General features: G+C 49.4%; 14 protein-coding genes. 9 read left to right on the forward strand and 5 right to left on the reverse strand.

Annotated features, from left to right (window positions below; translation table 11 throughout):
• Positions 1–9 precede the first annotated feature (9 nt).
• A complete protein-coding gene (locus tag KVT36_RS27270; protein ID WP_217606606.1) occupies positions 10–1,608 on the reverse strand; it encodes a glycerol-3-phosphate dehydrogenase/oxidase in 1,599 nt (532 codons plus the stop codon).
• Positions 1,609–1,958: 350 nt separating this feature from the next.
• Between KVT36_RS27270 and KVT36_RS27275 the strand changes: the two genes are divergently transcribed.
• The gene (locus KVT36_RS27275) at positions 1,959–2,729 is read left to right on the forward strand and encodes a DeoR/GlpR family DNA-binding transcription regulator (protein ID WP_368670052.1); all 771 of its coding nucleotides are present in this window, start codon (positions 1,959–1,961) and stop codon (positions 2,727–2,729) included.
• Between the two features lie 95 nt (positions 2,730–2,824).
• Entirely contained in the window at positions 2,825–3,247 is a 423-nt protein-coding gene (locus KVT36_RS27280; protein WP_217606607.1) for a VOC family protein, read from the forward strand.
• Between the two features lie 87 nt (positions 3,248–3,334).
• On the opposite strand, the gene KVT36_RS27285 is transcribed toward KVT36_RS27280, so the two are convergent.
• Positions 3,335–5,701, reverse strand: coding sequence for a CehA/McbA family metallohydrolase (locus KVT36_RS27285; RefSeq protein WP_217606608.1), 2,367 nt, complete (start codon positions 5,699–5,701; stop codon positions 3,335–3,337).
• Between the two features lie 190 nt (positions 5,702–5,891).
• On the opposite strand from KVT36_RS27285, the gene KVT36_RS27290 reads away from it, so the two are divergent.
• Both KVT36_RS27290 and KVT36_RS27295 read left to right on the forward strand, forming a co-directional pair.
• The gene (locus KVT36_RS27290; RefSeq protein ID WP_217606609.1) at positions 5,892–6,785 is read left to right on the forward strand and encodes a PfkB family carbohydrate kinase; all 894 of its coding nucleotides are present in this window, start codon (positions 5,892–5,894) and stop codon (positions 6,783–6,785) included.
• A 151-nt stretch (positions 6,786–6,936) separates the two neighbouring features.
• Positions 6,937–7,347: a hypothetical protein gene (locus tag KVT36_RS27295; protein WP_217606610.1), complete on the forward strand. Its 411-nt coding sequence runs from the start codon at positions 6,937–6,939 to the stop codon at positions 7,345–7,347.
• Here the strand turns inward: KVT36_RS27295 and KVT36_RS27300 are convergent.
• The 3 genes from KVT36_RS27300 to KVT36_RS27310 are packed head-to-tail and all read right to left on the reverse strand — an operon-like array spanning position 7,344 to position 9,097.
• A complete protein-coding gene (locus tag KVT36_RS27300) occupies positions 7,344–7,652 on the reverse strand; it encodes a DUF3817 domain-containing protein (RefSeq protein ID WP_217606611.1) in 309 nt (102 codons plus the stop codon). The genes KVT36_RS27295 and KVT36_RS27300 overlap by 4 nt on opposite strands.
• Before the next feature lie 2 nt (positions 7,653–7,654).
• Positions 7,655–8,119 carry a hypothetical protein gene (locus KVT36_RS27305; RefSeq protein ID WP_217606612.1) on the reverse strand — a complete coding sequence of 155 codons (465 nt, stop codon included), beginning with the start codon at positions 8,117–8,119 and terminating at the stop codon, positions 7,655–7,657.
• Positions 8,120–8,179: 60 nt separating this feature from the next.
• On the reverse strand, positions 8,180–9,097 hold the full coding sequence (locus KVT36_RS27310) for an AraC family transcriptional regulator (RefSeq protein ID WP_217606613.1): 918 nt from the start codon (positions 9,095–9,097) through the stop codon (positions 8,180–8,182).
• A 72-nt stretch (positions 9,098–9,169) separates the two neighbouring features.
• On the opposite strand from KVT36_RS27310, the gene KVT36_RS27315 reads away from it, so the two are divergent.
• From KVT36_RS27315 to KVT36_RS27335, 5 genes are all read left to right on the forward strand, one after another.
• Positions 9,170–10,039, forward strand: coding sequence for an AraC family transcriptional regulator (locus KVT36_RS27315; protein ID WP_217606614.1), 870 nt, complete (start codon positions 9,170–9,172; stop codon positions 10,037–10,039).
• Between the two features lie 65 nt (positions 10,040–10,104).
• Positions 10,105–10,827, forward strand: coding sequence for an SDR family oxidoreductase (locus tag KVT36_RS27320; RefSeq protein ID WP_217606615.1), 723 nt, complete (start codon positions 10,105–10,107; stop codon positions 10,825–10,827).
• 311 nt (positions 10,828–11,138) lie between these two features.
• Positions 11,139–14,252, forward strand: coding sequence for a TonB-dependent receptor (locus tag KVT36_RS27325; RefSeq protein ID WP_217606616.1), 3,114 nt, complete (start codon positions 11,139–11,141; stop codon positions 14,250–14,252).
• 4 nt (positions 14,253–14,256) lie between these two features.
• Positions 14,257–15,774, forward strand: coding sequence for a RagB/SusD family nutrient uptake outer membrane protein (locus tag KVT36_RS27330; protein ID WP_217606617.1), 1,518 nt, complete (start codon positions 14,257–14,259; stop codon positions 15,772–15,774).
• Between the two features lie 258 nt (positions 15,775–16,032).
• Positions 16,033–18,360 carry a glycoside hydrolase N-terminal domain-containing protein gene (locus KVT36_RS27335; RefSeq protein WP_217606618.1) on the forward strand — a complete coding sequence of 776 codons (2,328 nt, stop codon included), beginning with the start codon at positions 16,033–16,035 and terminating at the stop codon, positions 18,358–18,360.
• Positions 18,361–18,372 lie beyond the last annotated feature (12 nt).

Below are 18,372 nucleotides of genomic sequence, written 5' to 3' on the forward strand. Positions count from 1 at the left end.
ACGTGTATGCTATGCTGTTATTTTATGTGTTGTGTTGCTGCGCTGCAGCAGGTAATGCTGTGCCATGTTTTTAAAGGCCTGTACCTGCGCCTGCTGCCAGCTGCTGTCTCTCCCAAGCTCTGTGGCCATAAGGGCGGCTACCTGCGGGGCCATATCAATGGCTGCCTGCGCATCCAGGAACAGCGCCCGTAAGCGGCGTGCCAGCACATCTTCCACAGTGCGGGCCATTTCATTGCGTACGGCCCAGATCACCTGCGCTTTAATGTAGGGCAGGCGGGCATCCAGGGGCTGGCCAAGCTCCGCTTGCTGTGCTATCAAGGTTTGCAGCAAAGGTGCATCACTACCATATACGTTTAATGGTTCCGTGTTGGATGGATGTTCCGTATAACCGTGAATGTGCAGGTCTTTGGTTTTGCATTCCGCAGCCGGCAAACCGCCGGTGGTAATGGCCTGGTTCACGGTATCCTGCGCCATACGGCGGAAGGTGGTCCACTTACCGCCGGTAATGGTAATAAGGCGGGAGGGAGCTACCAGTATTTTATGGCTGCGGGAAATTTCCTTGGTGCTGCTGGTGTTCTTTTGCGGCGCGGCTAATGGGCGCAGGCCGGCAAACACGCTGAGCACATCGCTCCTGGCTGGCGGACGGGAGAGGTATTTAGCTGCTGTTCTTAAAATAAATTCTATTTCCTGTTCCAGGGCAATGGGTTCCATGCTGTGTTCATCCAGTGGTGTATCCGTTGTTCCTAATAATACTTTATTATGCCAGGGCACGGCAAAAAGTACGCGCCCGTCATCTGTTTTAGGGATCATAATGGCGCTGCTGCTTTGCAGGAAAGATGCATCCAGCACTACATGCACGCCCTGGCTGGGCCTTACCATGGGGCGGGCCCCCGGGTTATCCAGCTGCAGGATCTCATCTACAAACACGCCGGTAGCATTGATCACTATTTTGGCAGGAAAGTTATATACGTCGCCGGTTTCCAGGTCTTTGGCCTGCACGCCGTTAATGCGGCTGCTGCCATCTTTATGCAGGCCGGTTACTTTAAAATAGTTCAGGAGCACCGCGCCATTCTCTGCTGCGGTTTGGGCTATGTTCACGGCCAGGCGCGCATCGTCAAACTGCCCGTCGTGGTATACAATGCCGCCTTTTAATCCACGCTGCTGAATGTTGGGCAGCTTGCGCAGCGTTTCACTTTTACCAATGTGGCGGGAGCGGCCCAGGCTCAGGCGGCCGGAGAGCAGATCGTATACTTTTAAACCAATGGTATAAAAAGGACCCTGCCACCAGGTATATTGTGGAATAATAAAGTCCTGGTTATGGGCCAGGTGCGGGGCGTTGGCCAGCAGCAGGCCTCTTTCATAGAGGGCTTCCCGCACCAGGGCCACATCGCCCTGGGCTAAGTAACGTACGCCGCCGTGTACCAGCTTGGTGCTGCGGCTGGAGGTGCCTTTGGCAAAATCAGCCTGCTCCAGCAATAAGGTTTTATAGCCGCGGGTAGCTGCATCCATGGCAGTACCCAAACCGGTAGCGCCGCCACCAATGATCACCAGGTCCCACTGTTGTGCCGGCGTTTTTTTGATCTCTGCTATAGCGTCTGTTCTATTCATTTTATAATGGACTTGCTTTTGTATGCTTTCAGTTCGTATCAAATTGAATGCAAAATAAAACAAATCGAAACCAAAATATAAAATAATATGAAAAAGCAAAAATATTTTGTTTGAGCGGAAATTATGGCGGTTCTGCCAGGTAATTTTGTTGATAATGAACGATTTAATCAAAAAGGTTATTTGGATGAACGTTTCTTATTGTTTTTATTTGTGTTTCATTTGACCATATTAAATAATTATTACGAAATAAATTGAAACATAAAAAGCCGCATATTTGTGGGGTGAAGGGTATAGCGGGGTCTGCAAAAAATACGTGACAACAGAGCTGAAATGCTTTAATTTTAGGGGGTATGTCTATGATCAATATTGCTGAACGTCATAAGTTTATACTGGATAAGCTGTACGAAAAAGGTTATATCAGCGTGGTAGACCTGTGCAAAGAGCTGGATGTATCCGGCGTAACCATCCGTAAGGACCTGAAACTGCTGGAAGACAGGGCCCTGTTATTCCGCTCCCATGGCGGGGCTATGGTGAACAATCCTTATACCAACGATAAGCCGGTAAATGAAAAGGAAAAGATCCGCCGCGACGAAAAGCAATATATAGGCCAGGCTGCTGCTGCATTAATAGATCCTAATGATGCGGTGATCATTGCTTCCGGCACCACGGTGCAGGCCCTGGCCCGTAACATTCACGTAAAAGGCCACCTTACGGTAATTACTGCTGCACTGAACGTGGCGCTGGAACTGCTCCGCTTCCCGGAAATAGAAGTGATACAGCTGGGCGGCCTGCTGCGCAACAGCTCATCTTCCGTTACCGGCCCTTATGCAGAAAAGATCCTGGAAGATTTTTCCTGCAGTAAATTATTCCTGGGGGTAGATGGGATTGATACGGAATTTGGCCTTACCACTACCAACATCATGGAAGCGCACCTGAACCAGAAAATGATAGCCACTGCCCAGAAAACCATTGTGCTGGCAGATTCCAGCAAATTCGGGAAAAGGGGTTTTGGCCGCATTTGCGGGCTGGAAGAGGTGGATGAGATCATTACAGATAAAGGCGTATCCTCACACATATTAAAAACCATGGAAGATATGGGCATTAAAGTAACCCTTGTTTGATGTCGCAAAGCACCTCTATAATGTCGCGTTAACAGCCCATATAATTAACTGCATAGGCCTAGCTTTACACCATTACTAACTAATAACCATTTATAATGGCAGCAGTGAGCCCTTACCTGACCTTTGACGGTAATTGCGAGGAGGCGTTTAACTTTTACCGGTCTGTGTTTGGCGGCCAGTTCTATCAGAAAACCCGCTTAAATGAAGTTGAAGATGAAACCTATTTGCCGGAGCATGAGGGGCAGAAGATCATTTACATTTCCTTACCTATTGGCGCCCGCACCGTGCTAATGGGCAGCGACCGGCCCGCGGACTTTGGCGACGGCATTACCGGTGAAAAATTTTCCATTGCCATCAGCGTTAACAGCCGGCCGGAGGCCTTTCGCCTGTTTTACCGGCTTTCTGCCGGAGGCCATGTTATATGCTCCCTGAAAGAAGTGGTTGACGGCAGCTGGTTTGGCATGCTGGCAGACCAGTTCGGGGTGCAGTGGCTGATCAAGTATGAGGCTAACGGTTAAGCAGAAAGCATAAAGCATAAAGCGTGCTTAGGTACTCCTTTGTTCCATCATGCAGCTACATCCTGATCATACATCGTACTTCCTGCTTCATCTCATCATTTTATCATATAAAACGCGCGCCTGCTCATACGCCGCTGCAGCGGCAGGCCGCTCGCTTGCGCGGATATTATTCTGCTTCATTTTCCAGCATTGATCTACTGCTTTTCTGCACCAGGCAGCGCTTTGCGGCACACATACAGGTTTGCCGCCGATGGTTACAAACACAGGATTGGTATGCGAGGTATACAGGATGCGTAAAGCTATCCAGGCTGATTGCTGCGGGGTATAATCAAACTGTATGTTTTTCCATTCCCCGTTTGCCGTGATCTGTGCGGTATCTACTGCTACTCCGTTCACCACCAGCTCCACACCCACCTGCCGGCTGCTGCCAATGCGCGCATGCTCAATATGCCAGTAGGGTGATTGCAAAGGACGATCTGCAATGTGTTTGCCGGCAACATCCTGCTGTGCGGGTAACAGTGCGGCTACCTTAGCGCTGATATGTAAAGCCTGCGGGGCTTGCAGGTTTAGCACGCTGCTATCTGTACCTGCTTCCAGGCCATTTACCTTAAAGTCAATAATGTGCGAGCGCCCGTCAGATACATAGCTGCGGCCCTGTTTAAGCGCCTGCACATAACCATCATAGCTTAAAGGGCCATTGGGTTTGAAATAGCTGCGGGCAATGCCTACCCGCTCATCAAAAATGCAGGGAAAATCCGTTTCGCCGCTCAATCTAGTACGGAAACCGCAGTTCAGGGCATGGTACCACATGTTCAGCTCCCAGGGAACCGGTGTATCTCCTGCGCTGTAAAGGTCCACCAGGCCCTGTGTTACAGTTACCACATATTCATTGGCCCCAATGCCATCCATTTTAGGTAATACATAATTAGGCAGCTCCTGTGTAGGCTGTGTGGGTTCCAGCCCCCAGCCGGAATGTGCATAACCGGTAGCGGCGCCTTGCTTATGCGCCCATTGCAATACAGGGGCGGTCCAGCTGGGCCAGTCTTCAATAATATGGGTGCCGGGATAATCATCTTCCTTTAACCGTAACAGTACCAGGTGGCCGCAGTGGGAGGAGGGGAAGCCGGATACCTCTACATCATACCGCATAATATTGGCGTTAGTGGAAAGCGTATCTGCCTGGCCGGTAAAATATTGTTTCTGGTGATACCAGCCCGGGCCCCAGGCCAATACAGCTGCTACATTCAGATCTTCGCCCACTACCTGCCGCCACATATCAATGGGCGCCACTCCTTCTGCCGGGCTTTCATAATGGCTGCAGCCGGCTGCATGCACATGATGATCGGCGCTGTACCATCCCAGCTTGGCCATATCGATCCAGCGCTGCAGCTGAAAGGATGCGGTAATGGAATCTTTACCGGATGGTATAATTAATTCTCTGGTCTGGCTTTTATATTCCGGCCCGCGGGTAAAGGTTACGTGGTAGCGGCCGGGCGCCAGCATAATATGCTCCCCGCTGCTGCGGTACACCTGTGGCTGGAAAAAGAAATCCGGATACTCATCATAGGCGGCTACCCGCCGGGAGGGCAGGGGGTAGAGGCCAATGAGCGCTTGGGAAGGTTCCTGGTATTCATCCTGCGCCAGGCTTAAACGGTAGTTCCCGTCCATATCATAGGGCACGCGGTTAATACCATCTGTAATGGTAAAGGATGCCATGGCCGGGCTGCCATCATCATCCTGCACCTGCAGCACCACTTTTACGGCCGGGCGTATGTTAAACAGCACGGGTATGCTGTTACGGAAACCAATATCCTGTGTGCCCTGTCCAATGTGAAAGCCCAGGTCGGCCTCCTTAGGACCAGCCTCTTTGCTGTACACCTGCACTACGGCGTATTCCAGCGGAAAGCCGGACAGGTTGGGCAGCAGGGGCGGGTTGCGGTACAGCTGTATTTCCAAAAAACGGTTCTGCACCTGGCCGGCGCTTAGCTTGTGGGCCTCCGGTACCGGGCGGTCTGTGAACGTGGCCATGTGTAAGGCCGGCAAAGCATTGGCGCTGGCGGGTTCCAGCCGGGCAGTAACGCCGGCCTGGTTAAACACTTTTACCAGGAAGCTGGTCCACCCGCTTTGTGTAAGCACTGCTTTGGCCTGGCCCCGGCGCACTTTTACCCGCGCTTCCGGGTTAATATCCACCATGGCCAGGCAATAGGGGTCTAATATTTTTTGTATCTGTATGGCAGTAGCCGGTGTAAGCGCTTTTTGCTGTAAGGCATGCAGCTGTTGTACTGCTGCCGGCGGCAGGGCGCTGCCCAGGAAAGCCAGGGCCTCCTGCAGGCGCAAAGCCTGCGCCAGTAAGGGCTGCGGTGCAACATCTTCAATAATATCTGCTGGTGGTGCTGCATGTTGGGCAAATAAGCAAAGGGGCAGGCAGCTGGCTATGAGGAGGAGAACTTTCATAATGGAAGTGGTTACGCTTACCAAAAATGGTGAAAAAAGGCCGTAAAGTCAAGATGGGGCGGACGGCTAAATAATTGGTTACGTTATAATTATATTTCTTTCATCATATTAATATTGGCAATCAAGCTGTCTTTAGCTACTTTTGTGCATTGCAAAAAACAAACTGTCAAATCTTCTCATACCGTCACACATGTACGATATCTGTTGCGTAGGGCATATCACCTTAGATAAAGTAGTTACCACCAAGTCCGTAGTGCATATGTCCGGTGGCACTTCCTTTTACTTTTCCAATGCCATCCGGAATATGGATGTTAAATACACCCTGGTTACCGGGCTGGCGGAAAGTGAAATGCATGTGGTAGAGGAGCTGCGGGCTAAAGGCATCGAGGTATTTGTAACGCCCAGCGCACATACGGTATACTTTGAGAATATTTATCCTGAGAACCAGGATCACCGCACCCAGCGCGTGTTACAGAAAGCAGATCCGTTTACGGTAGAACAGCTTTCTGCCGTGCAGGCCAGGTATTACCACCTGGGGCCTTTACTGGCTGATGATATGCCGGTAGCGCTGATAAAAGCCCTTTCTGAAAGAGGTAAAATATCCCTGGATGCGCAGGGTTACCTGCGTAAGGTGGAGAACAGGAATGTAATCCCAATTGACTGGCCGGCAAAAAAAGAAGCTTTACAGTACATAGATATTTTAAAGGCCAATGAGCATGAAATGGAAGTGCTTACCGGTCATAAAACCGTGCCTGAAGCGGCCCGGGTACTGGCTGGCTGGGGTGTAAAGGAAGTAGTGATAACCCTGGGCAGCATGGGTTCGGTGATATACCATAACAATACATTTTACCATATTCCCGCATACAGTCCTACCACGGTAATAGATGCTACCGGTTGCGGGGATACCTACATGGCGGGTTATTTATACCAGCGCAGCAAAGGCGCCGGTTTTAAGGAAGCAGGCGAGTTTGCCGCTGCCATGGCCACTTTAAAAATTGAATCCTCCGGCCCCTTTACCGGTACCCCGGAAGATGTGGAAGCCCTGCTGGCCAACAGCCAGGAGCGCGTAATTGCCACCCGCTAACATTCTCCTTTTACAGCAGTTTTGCCATGCAACTTTTTGGGCGGGGGAAGTGGCTAAATAAGCCGGGATCTCCCCCTTTATAAGTCGTAGTTACACCCTGCCGGTTCTACAGGCATTACGTACTTTTGGAATGCACCCAAAACGAACATCCATGCAAAATATCACCATCACCCAAACAGATAAGCTGCTGGAATTAAAGGACGGCTGTATGGAGGAAGTAAGGTTCCTGAACGCCCGTGTGAACAAGCTGTTATTTAATGATGTGGGCCTGATCGGCGCTAAGATCACCGATGCCAATTTAAGCGACCTGGAAATTGAAGGCGCACAATTAGGCGGCGCCTATATACACAATATAGGTATGCCGCCCAAAGGCCATCCTTTCTATGACCCTGCTGCCAAACAACGCCCCCTGAAGTTTGAGGACTGTTACCTGGCCGGCAGCGAGATCATTAACTGCAACCTGCAGGATGTGCAGATCCGCGACTGTAATACGCAGGGCATGACCATAAACGGCATACCTGTGCAGGAGCTGCTGGCCGCCTACGAAAAACAGAAAGCCTAGATCACGGGCGGCAGTTTGGATAATATCTTACGGTCAATGTAAAACGTGCCAAAAGGTATGACACAGGCCAGCAGCACTTTCCAGGTAGTGGTGCGGAACTCCCATTTGTAGGCAATGCCCACACTGAGCGTATTAAGCACAAAGAACAGGAACAGCAGCCCGTGAATGGGTCCCATGGTTTTTACCAGGGCAGGATTGCCGTACGCATACTTCAGCGGTACGCCTATAAATACCAATACCAGCAAAGAGATACCTTCCAGGAAAGCAATAACACGCAGCCTTCCGAGTTTTGTTCTTAACAGCATAATTAAAATGTTCTGAGATAAGGCCGCTGCGCTAATGGCGAAAACGGCCAGGGTATAGCAATAAAAATAATCAGCAGGGCCAGCGCAAACCATAAGGTCATGGTTTGGAACTTAGCCGCAGGTGTATCTTTCCGTTTAGCTACAGAGGAGCCGATGGTAATGCAAACAACGGCCAGCGTCATAAGGATGATATGGATCAGCCCAAAGAACAGGAATTCAAAATGCTGAACGGCCTCATGGTAATGCGACCTGAAATAGGCTACAAACGGGCTGTTGAAATACAGTACATATCCAATGGCCAGCTGTATATGCGCCACAGTAGCCGTTACATGGCGTATGGAATTATCTGCCGCGGTAAAGGCCGTTTTACCAGCCCAGCCTTTTATACCTTTCAGCAGGGCATATACTAAGCACCCCAGCACCAGCCAGCGTACAACGGAATGAAAGAATAACAGGTACGGATACATGCACAATATTTATGCAACAAAGTTCCGGTTTAGCGCTGCCTGCTGTTAGGACGAAAACTGTTAATTACAGGACTTTTCAATCACCCTGCGGAACTGCGTGGGCGTGCAGCCTTCATACTTCTTAAACAGGCGGGTAAAGTAAGAGGGATCATCCAGCCCTACAGCAGTAGCTACTTCCTGCACACTCATTTCACTTTGGTTAAACAACACTTTTGCTTCCAGGATAATAGCCTCGTCTATCCATTTGGTGGGGCTTTGCCCCGTAATGGCTTTTACAGTTTTATTAAGATGGTTAGGGCTGATGTGCAGCAGGGCGGCATAATCCGTAACCCTGTGTGTATGGCGGATGTGGGTGAAGATCAGCTCTTTGAACTTCCGGGTAATATGCAGGGCAGCCCCGGGCAGCTCATTATTCACCGGCTGGTAGACGCGGTTCACTTCGCACAGCAGGGTGGTTAAATAAGTTTGAATAATATCCGGGTGCTGCAGGCCATGCTGCATATAATCCAGCAGCAGGCGTTCAAAAAGCTGCAGCACAAATTGCGTGGTAGCTGCAGGCAGCTGTATCAAAGGGTTGCCCCATACTTTCAGAAATTCAAAAGCCTGCAGCACAGCAGTTTTACCATAAGGGCCGGTAAGCGTATCATTATGGAAGTTGCAAAGGAAACCGGTATTTACATCGCCGGGCTGAAAGGAAAATACCTGCCCGGCCGGCACAAATAATATTTCATTGGGGTGTAAGGTATATTCGCGGCTGCCTATTTTCATTATCGCTTCACCGGAGGTAAGGAATAAGCAGTTGTGCGTGGTACCACGGCTGGCCGCTACAGGGCGCTGCACCAGCCGGTACATTTCTTCTATTTTTACAATAAAGAACTTATCGCTGCCGGGCTGCAGCATTTTGTCCAGCTCCTGTTTGGGCTGCATATATGCGGCTGTAAATGCCGGCGGATCATATACTTTAATAGATTTTGTCATAGTACTGTAGGCATACTAAAACTGATGACGATTGAGCAGGATGGTTTATTTTAGTACTTCAATTGTTTTTTTATGCTGGATAACACTGTGCTGCTGGAGAGTTTAACACAACATGACCGCTTATCCATACGGGTAACGGCCAACTGCCATATACAGCTGCCGCCCGGTGTGCTGCAAAAGCTGCTAACGCCACACAGAAGCCGCTTGTACTCCTTTATTCTGCTGTTGCAGGGTGGGGGCGTGCATGCGCTGGACCTGCAGGCGTACCCGTTGCAGGCCGGTCAGCTGCTGTTTGTATTACCACAGCAGCTGCATCATATTTCGCCGCGCAAGGAGCCGGTGCAATCCTTTAACCTTACGGTAGATGAGCGCTGTTTATCACTGCTGCCCAAAACATTCCTGCTGTTGTTAAATCCCTTGAACAATCCTGTGCTTACGTTTGATGCGCCTTCGCTTGAACGGGTAAAGGCGCTTTTTCAAACCTTACAGCAGCTGTTAGCCAACCGGCAGGCCAATATGGACCTGGTGCTGGCACATTTAAATACCCTGCTTACAGAATTTAACCACACTTATTTTACAAATAATGAGCGTCAGGAACAGGAGGGCAATCTCTCTAAATTCATTGACTTTAAACGTATGGTGGAAGAGGAGTTTATGGAGCAGCCGGCTGTGCAAACGCTGGCGGCCCGGCTTTCTTTAACCACAAATGGTTTGTACAATATTGTAAAACAATATGCCGGTGTATCCCCCAAAGAATTTATGACCAACCGGCTTATTATTGAAGCGCAGCGTAAGCTGTATTACGCGGAAACTACGGCTAAGGAGCTGGCCTATGAGCTGGGCTTCAGCGACCCCGGATATTTTTCCCGCCTGTTTAAAAAGAGTACTGGCAAAAGCATTACACAGTTTGTTAAAGAGATGCAGGATCTGTCCCTGATTTAAGGTGATTTGTCCCACCCTTTCCATGGCGCCCGTACGAACTTTGCCCCGTACTAAATTATTACGCCATGAAAAAAGCATTGATCACCGGGGCCAATAAGGGTATTGGTTTTGAAACTGCTAAGTACTTATTACAACAAGGTTATTACGTATACCTGGGCTCCCGCAACCCCGCACTGGGTGAGGCTGCAGTGGCACAGTTGCATGCTGCAGGGCTTACAAGCTGTGAATACATAACATTGGATGTTACGGACGCAGCTTCCGTAGAGCAAGCCGTTATTACTTTGAAGGATAAAACTACGGTGCTGGATGTACTGATCAACAATGCCGGTATACTGGGGCAAATGCCTGCACCTGAAGGTGAAGCAGGTATCCTAAATGCACAGCAGGCATTTAATACCAACTACTTTGGCGTGATACGCGTTACCAGCGCTTTGCTGCCTTTGTTGCAGCAGGCTGCACAGCCCAGGATCGTGAATGTAAGCAGCGAAACAGCTTCCCTTACCCTGCACCAGCAACCGGCCTGGGAGTATTATGGATTTAAGGATGCGGCTTATGTACCTTCCAAAACAGCGCTGAACTTTTATACCATTGCGCTGGCCTTTCAGCTAAAGGATACTGCATGTAAAGTGAACAGTGTGTGCCCGGGTTTTACGGCTACGGATCTTAACAACCATACCGGTGTTAATAAAGCATCAGATTCCGCTAAGATAATAGCACATTATGCGATGCTGGAAGAAAATGGACCCAGCGGGCAATTTTTTAATGCAGCTGGTAGCATACCCTGGTAGTAATGGCTGTAACCCGCTACGGTATTGCAGTATAGCGTCCCGGAACATATACGTTCCGGGACGTTTTTATGTTAGCCCTGAATAAAATAATAGCATAATCCATCAATATAAAAGGTTTGTCTATTTCCAGAACCCGCGGTTCCTGATACTTTTATTGTACGTAATGAATAACAACCTGGCGAATGCAAACTTTAGGGGGTCATCAACCATAATATCAATAGCATAAGGACATCCGGCGTTATGAAGTACCTTTCTGCGAGTGCACAGCTCCGGGGCAGGACTTCCATGTTTTGAAAATAAAACTTACAAAAATGCACTCTTTACCTAAGCGCACTTCACAGTACGCGTATTATTCCAATTATCTCCGTACCATTACAAAAGTCAGCCTGGTGGCTCTGTTCACCATTTGTTTGCTGCACTTTTCTACGGTTACACAGGCGCAATCCATTACCGTACAGGGTAAAATAACAGGAGGCGGTAATCCCTTACCTGGCGCGGTGGTACGCGTACAGGGCGGTACAACCGGCGCTACTACTGATGCAGGCGGCTTGTATAAGCTGAATGTAAGCAGTGATGCCACGCTCATTTTCTCCATGTCCGGCTATAAGTCACAAACAGTACCGGTAGGCGGCCGCACGGTGATTGATATGGCGCTGGAAGTAGATCCTAAATCACTGGAAGAGGTAGTGGAAGAAGGATATGGTACACAAAAGAAAGTGAACCTTACCCGCGCAGTAGCCACCGTGGATGGTGCTGAGCTGCTGAAACGCCCTATCACCAATCCATCTGCCATGCTGCAGGGCACCATGCCCGGTGTGCAGGTAGTGCAGGGTACCGGCGAGCCGGGTAATGAAAATGCGTATATCCGCATCCGCGGTAACGGCACCTTCAGCGGCGCAGGCGTAGATCCGCTGGTGTTGATAGATGGGGTAGAGGGGAAGCTCTCTGACCTGAACCCGAATAATATCCAGAACGTATCGGTATTAAAAGATGCTGCCTCCGCCTCCATTTACGGTGCGCGTGCAGCCAACGGCGTTATACTGGTAACCACCAAACAGGGTGTGGAAGGCAGAATGCGGGTGCAGTATGATTTTAACTACGGTATTTACAAACCCACCAAGCTGTTTGACCTGATCACCAACTCTGCGGAGTATATGGAGCTGTTCAATGAAGCGCGTATTAATTCCGGACTGAACTCCGGTTTATATACGCAGGAAATGATAGATACCTATAAAAATGCCACCGACCATAACCTGTACCCGAACACGGATTGGTTAAGCCTTATTTTCCAGACCGCACCGGTGCAAACGCATAACCTGGGCTTTAGCGGCGGCCGCAATGGTACGGTGTACGACGCCTCTATCGGGTATGTGAACCAGGATGGTATTATGAAAGGCTTTAACTATAAAAAATACAACGCGCGTTTAAATATATCTTCCAAAGTAAATGACCGCATCCGTTTTGGCGCTAACATCGCCTTAAAATATGGCCACCGCGAAGCGCCAGTATTTGGTTCGGAAGATATGTTCCTTTCCGCTATGGCGCAGGCGCCCACTTACAGCCCTTACCTTTCTGATGGCAGCGGGCATTATACTTACAAGGCATACGACCTGGAATATAATAACAAGAACCCGGTGGCGCTGCTGGATGGTAAGATCAACCATAACACAGATGATTATGCAGTAATGGCGCAGGGCTGGGTAGAAGTAGAGCTGCTGAAAAATTTAACCTGGTATACCAAAGCAGCTGTGAATGCGAATTTTGATAAGTACCATGATTTTCGTCCGCCGCTGCAGCTGTATAACTTCCGCACTAACCAGTTCATGGCTACACTGGACCTGGGCGGCGGCCTGGAAGTGCAGGACCAGCAGAACATTTACACCAACCTGTACTCTTACCTGAGCTACGACCGCACTTTTGGCGCGCATAATTTTAAGCTGCAGGGCGGTTACAGCGCAGAGCAAAGCACGTATCAATATTTGAAAGCAAGCCGCAAACAATTCTCTACGGATAAGCTAACAGAGCTGGATGCCGGCAGCCCGGCCATACAGTATGCCAATGGCACGCAAAACGGATGGGGCCTGCTCTCATTCTTTGGCCGCTTTGATTATAACTATAAAGAAAAATATTTGTTTGAGGCCAACATGCGTTATGATGGATCATCTAAACTTACACCCGGTTCCCGCTGGGGCGTGTTTCCATCTTTTTCCGCAGGCTGGCGCTTAACAGAAGAAGAGTTTATAAAAGACCTGGACCTTGGCTGGCTCAATAACTTTAAGCTGCGTGGCTCCTGGGGCAAGCTGGGTAACCAGAACATTGGTAACTACCCTTACCAATCCATCCTGAACTTTACCGGCAACTATTCATTTGACGATGCATCCCTTACCTCCGGCGCAGCACAGCTGAACCTGGCCAACCCGGCTATTAAATGGGAAACCACCACCATTACAGATGTGGGTTTGGATATGACCTTAATACAGGGGCTGAACGTAACGGCAGACTGGTATAAGAAACGCACTACGGATATTTTACGCCCCTCACAGGTTACCGGGGTAGTGGGTTTAAATGCACCTACCATTAATGATGGTACTATGGATAACACCGGTGTGGAATTAGGCATTTCCTACAATCATCTTATAAAAGAAGGCGCGTTAAAAGACCTGAACTATACTATTGGCGGCAACTTTGAGCATTACAAGAATAAGCTGGTGCGTTATGGCCAGCGTGATATTAACAGCAGCGGCTACCGGATTCGTGATGAAGGTTTGGAGTATGATGCATATTACACGCTGGACTGGATCGGCATTTTCCAGTCAGCTGATGAAGTGAAAAATTCTCCCAAACAATTTGGCGATGATACCCAGCCCGGCGATCTGAAGTACAGGGATGTGAATGGCGATGGTGTGATCAATAATGACGACCGCACTTATATAAAGGGCAATTATCCTAACATCAACTACTCTTTTAACCTGGCATTGCAATACAAAGGTTTTGATTTTTCTGCTATGGCACAAGGTGTAGAAGGCACCAGATTCTTTGTAAGCGAATGGGGCACCATTCCTTTTGTACAGGGCGCGCCGCCCACCACCGACTGGCGTAACCGCTGGACCCCGGAACACCCATCCACCACTATGCCGCGCATTTACTGGGGCTGGGGCGCACCGGAAAAAATACGCCGCGCATCTTCTTATTACCTGCAGGATGCTTCTTACTTCCGCCTGAAGAACCTTACCATTGGTTACACCATTCCGGCTAATATTACCAGCCGCATAGGTATTGATAATGTGCGGGTATATTTCTCCGGCGACAACCTGCTTACTGCCACCAAATACCGCGGCCTTGACCCGGAACGTGCGGGCAGCGGCAACTTTGTACAGTATCCGCAGAATAAGATCTATTCTTTTGGTTTAAATGTTAAGTTCTAAGGTTATGAAAAAATACACCATCTATATATGCCTGCTGCTTTCGTTAATGGGTACGGCCTGTAAAAAATACCTGGATCAGAACCCGAAGGATGCGCTGGCATCCGGTGATTTCTGGCAAAAGAAAAGCGATTTTGATCAGGCGCTTGCAGCAGCTTACTCCTCCCTGCAGGCAGCTGAATTTGCAGTTGAATTACCGGTGTGGGATTGTTTTACAGACAATGGTTATGCGCAGCACAACTCCGGTTCTGCCAAAGAAATTGTATCCGGCAGCATCAGCTCCACTACCGGCGGTTATATACCGCAGCTGTATAAGGATGCCTATGCTGGCATTGCCCGCATCAACATTTTTTTGATGCAGCTGGCTAAATATACCGGTCCTGATTTTCCTGATGCCGACAAGAAAAAGTATGAGGCAGAAGCCCGTTTTTTACGCGCGTATTTTTACTTTCAGCTATATAATATTTATGGCGATGTGCCGGTGGTGCTGGAACCGCTGTCGCTGGAAACACAGAACCAGGCTAAGGTAGCTGCCCCGGATGTGTTAAAGCAGGTACTGGCTGATGCAGATTTTGCCATTGCCAACCTGAATGCAGCGCCCTATTACCAGAATGGCGGCCATGCCTGTGTATCATCTGCCCAGGCGCTGAAAGCGCGTACGCTTATTTTTGCGGCTTATGGTACTAACGGCACTCCTGATGCGGCCTTGCTAACGCAGGTAAGAGATCTTACATTGCAGATCCAGTCACAGTATAAGCTGAGCGCTAATTTTGAAGATGTGTTCCGCGATGCCAGCCAAAAGGGTAATACAGAGATCATTTTCTCTATAAATTTTTTAGCGCCTAATAATACCGCTCCCTGGGATATGTATTATGGCGACTGGCTGGTAGCCAGCCCGCTGCAGAATTTTGTAAATGATTTTGAATGTACGGATGGTTTACCGTACGGCACCTCACCGCTCACCAATCCTGCTGCACCGTTTGAGAACCGCGACCCGCGTTTGAAGAAAACCGTGTTTGTAGATCATCCTGATTTTGGCGGTGGTAAAATTCATACGCCTTCCAACAGCCGGCCTACCGGTTATGGAGTAATGAAATTCCTGGTGCCGGAAAATATTCCGTATGGATTTTCTACCTTAAGCCAGCAAAATGCAGTGGTGTTCCGCTTAGCTGAAATTTTGCTGATGTATGCAGAAGCGCAGAATGAGCTGGCAGGGCCGGATGCCACGGTGTACAAAGCCATGACCGACCTGCGTGCGCGGGTAAGCATGCCGGCTTACCCCGCTGGTTTAACCAAAGACCAGATGCGCCAGCGGATCCGCCATGAAAGAAGGATAGAGCTGGCATTTGAAGGCCTGCGTTATTTTGACCTGCGCCGCTGGCATACTGCCAGCACCGTGCTGAATGCGGTGAAAGATGGTATTAACCCTTATCACTACGAGGATAAGTTTTACCACTGGCCTTTGCCGCAGCCGGAGATTGATAAGAGCGGGGGCGTGCTGGTGCAGAATCCGGAGTATAAGTAAAGGAATGTAAAATCTTAAATGTAAAATGTAAATGTAAAAGTTGGGTGCAGTCTATCGCTGCATTTAACTTTTACATTTGGCGTTTATCTGGGTCATAAGTCTTTTAAATGGTTTTTATGAGCCTCTTTTGTTGATTTAGAATTTTACATTTTTAAAGAAGAATGTAAACGTTGGATGCGGTCCATCGCTGCATTCCACTTTTACATTTAACATTTTACATTTGAAATTTTACATTTTTTCAAACAAAGTTCCACTATAATGATCCGACAACTTTTTACCGCTGTAATAACTTGTGTATGTTTACCCATTGCGTTATTAGCCCAGCAGCAGCCCTTGCGCCTATGGTATACCCAGCCTGCCGTGGCCTGGGAAGAAACCATTCCTTTAGGCAACGGCCGTTTAGGTATGATGCCGGACGGCGGTGTGCGCAATGAAAAAATTGTGCTGAATGATATTACGCTGTGGTCAGGCGCACCGCAGGATGCTAATAATTATGAAGCCTACAAACTGCTGCCGCAGATCCGGCAGCTGCTGGCGGAAAATAAGAATGATGAAGCGCAGGCGCTGATGGATAAATCATTTGTGTGCACGGGGAAGGGCTCCGCAGGCCTGCCATGGGGCTGTTTCCAGGTGCTGGGTACTTTAATGCTGGAATATGATCATAAAACGGCGGATACTACCGCTACCCATTATGAAAGAGAGCTATCTTTAAACAACGCTGTAGCCGCTACCAGCTATACATTAAACGGGGTTACTTATAAAAGAGAATACTTTACCAGTTTTGGGGATGATGTAGGTATCATCCGCCTTACAGCCAGCAAACCCGGACAGCTGAATTTTCGTGTATCCATTGACCGGCCGGAGAATTTTGCAGTAAGAACCGAAGGTAAAGAACTGCAAATGAGCGGGCGGCTGCCCAGCGGTACTGATACACCCGGCATGCGTTACATAGCCCGTGTACAGGCAAAGCTGAATGGCGGTACTTTAACTACAGCACAAAACGCCCTGGTAGTAAAGAATGCTACAGAAGTAACCCTGGTACTTTCCATGGGCACGGATTTCCGTAACCCCGGTTTTATGGCAAAAACAAAGCAGCTGATGGCCGCTGCAATGCAAAAACCTTACACCGCGCAAAAGCAGCAGCATATTACCAACTATCAGAAATTATTTAACCGCGTGCAAATGCAGCTGGGCGCCACGCATGCAGAACAGCTGCCTACGGATGAACGGTTGGCCGGCTTTCATGCCAACCCCAGCTCAGACGATGCGCTGCCGGTATTGTTTTTCCAGTTTGGCCGTTACCTGAGCATAAGCAGCACCCGCGTAGGTTTGCTGCCGCCCAACTTACAGGGCCTGTGGGCTAACCAGGTACAAACACCCTGGAATGGCGATTACCACCTGGATGTAAATGTGCAGATGAACCACTGGCCGGTAGAGGTAAGCAACCTGCCGGAGCTGGACCTGCCGCTGGCAGCGCTGATAAAGGGTTTGGTGAAACCCGGTGAAAGAACGGCCAAAGCCTATTACAATGCAGAGGGCTGGGTGGCGCATGTGATCACTAATGTATGGGGCTTTACGGAACCCGGCGAAAGCGCCTCCTGGGGCGCCACCAAATCCGGTTCCGGCTGGGTATGTAATAACCTGTGGGAGCATTATGCATTTACTAACGATAAAAAATACCTGCAGGATATTTACCCGGTGCTGAAAGGTGCGGCGCTGTTCTACAGCAGCCAGCTGGTAACAGATCCTAAGAGCGGTTACCTGGTGCTGTCGCCCTCATCCTCCCCGGAAAATAGTTTTGTAATGCCCAATGGCAAACATGCCGCCATCTGTGTAGGGGCTACCATTGATAACCAGATCGTGCGTGAGTTATTTACCAACGTTATAACGGCTACGAACGTACTGGGTATTGATGCGGCGCTGCGCACGAGGCTGGAAGCGCAGCTGAAAAAGGCGGCGCCCATAGGCCGTATAGGCAGTGATGGCCGCCTGATGGAGTGGATGGAAGAATACCCGGAATCAGAGCCACATCACCGGCACCTGTCGCATTTATATGGCCTGTTCCCCGCGCCGTTAATTACACCGGAAGGCACGCCCGACCTGGCCGAAGCCTGTAAAAAAAGCATGGAGGCCCGCGGCGACGATGGCCCCAGCTGGTCTATTGCATTCAAACAATTGTTCTGGGCCCGCCTGCATGATGGTAACCGCGCATATAAATTATTTGCAGACCTGATGCGGCCTACCCTGAAAACCAATATCAACTATGGCGCAGGTGGTGGTACCTATCCGAACATGTTCACCGCAGGACCGCCGTTCCAGATAGACGGCAATTTTGGCGGCGAAGCCGGGCTGGCAGAAATGCTGCTGCAAAGTCATGCCGGTTTCATTGACCTGCTGCCTGCCATCCCGGACCAGTGGCGGTCTGCCGGCAGCGTTAGCGGCCTTAAAGCCCGTGGCAACTATACCGTTAGCATGACCTGGAAAGATGGCAAGGTTACCCGTTACACCATAACATCGCCCAACCCGCGCAAAGTAAAGGTGAAAGTGAATGGGGAGATCAGGGAAGTAATGGCAACAAAAATTTAGTATCTTGAACGT

The sequence above is a fragment of the Chitinophaga sp. GbtcB8 genome, assembly GCF_019091455.1.
In the GTDB taxonomy this organism is placed as follows: Bacteria; Bacteroidota; Bacteroidia; order Chitinophagales; family Chitinophagaceae; genus Chitinophaga.

Coding starts and splice junctions, on each gene's coding strand:
- KVT36_RS27270 (WP_217606606.1), bottom strand. CDS start 1,608: ATGAATAGAACAGACGCTATAGCAGAGATCAAAAAAACGCCGGCACAA.
- KVT36_RS27275 (WP_368670052.1), top strand. CDS start 1,959: ATGTCTATGATCAATATTGCTGAACGTCATAAGTTTATACTGGATAAG.
- KVT36_RS27280 (WP_217606607.1), top strand. CDS start 2,825: ATGGCAGCAGTGAGCCCTTACCTGACCTTTGACGGTAATTGCGAGGAG.
- KVT36_RS27285 (WP_217606608.1), bottom strand. CDS start 5,701: ATGAAAGTTCTCCTCCTCATAGCCAGCTGCCTGCCCCTTTGCTTATTT.
- KVT36_RS27290 (WP_217606609.1), top strand. CDS start 5,892: ATGTACGATATCTGTTGCGTAGGGCATATCACCTTAGATAAAGTAGTT.
- KVT36_RS27295 (WP_217606610.1), top strand. CDS start 6,937: ATGCAAAATATCACCATCACCCAAACAGATAAGCTGCTGGAATTAAAG.
- KVT36_RS27300 (WP_217606611.1), bottom strand. CDS start 7,652: ATGCTGTTAAGAACAAAACTCGGAAGGCTGCGTGTTATTGCTTTCCTG.
- KVT36_RS27305 (WP_217606612.1), bottom strand. CDS start 8,119: ATGTATCCGTACCTGTTATTCTTTCATTCCGTTGTACGCTGGCTGGTG.
- KVT36_RS27310 (WP_217606613.1), bottom strand. CDS start 9,097: ATGACAAAATCTATTAAAGTATATGATCCGCCGGCATTTACAGCCGCA.
- KVT36_RS27315 (WP_217606614.1), top strand. CDS start 9,170: ATGCTGGATAACACTGTGCTGCTGGAGAGTTTAACACAACATGACCGC.
- KVT36_RS27320 (WP_217606615.1), top strand. CDS start 10,105: ATGAAAAAAGCATTGATCACCGGGGCCAATAAGGGTATTGGTTTTGAA.
- KVT36_RS27325 (WP_217606616.1), top strand. CDS start 11,139: ATGCACTCTTTACCTAAGCGCACTTCACAGTACGCGTATTATTCCAAT.
- KVT36_RS27330 (WP_217606617.1), top strand. CDS start 14,257: ATGAAAAAATACACCATCTATATATGCCTGCTGCTTTCGTTAATGGGT.
- KVT36_RS27335 (WP_217606618.1), top strand. CDS start 16,033: ATGATCCGACAACTTTTTACCGCTGTAATAACTTGTGTATGTTTACCC.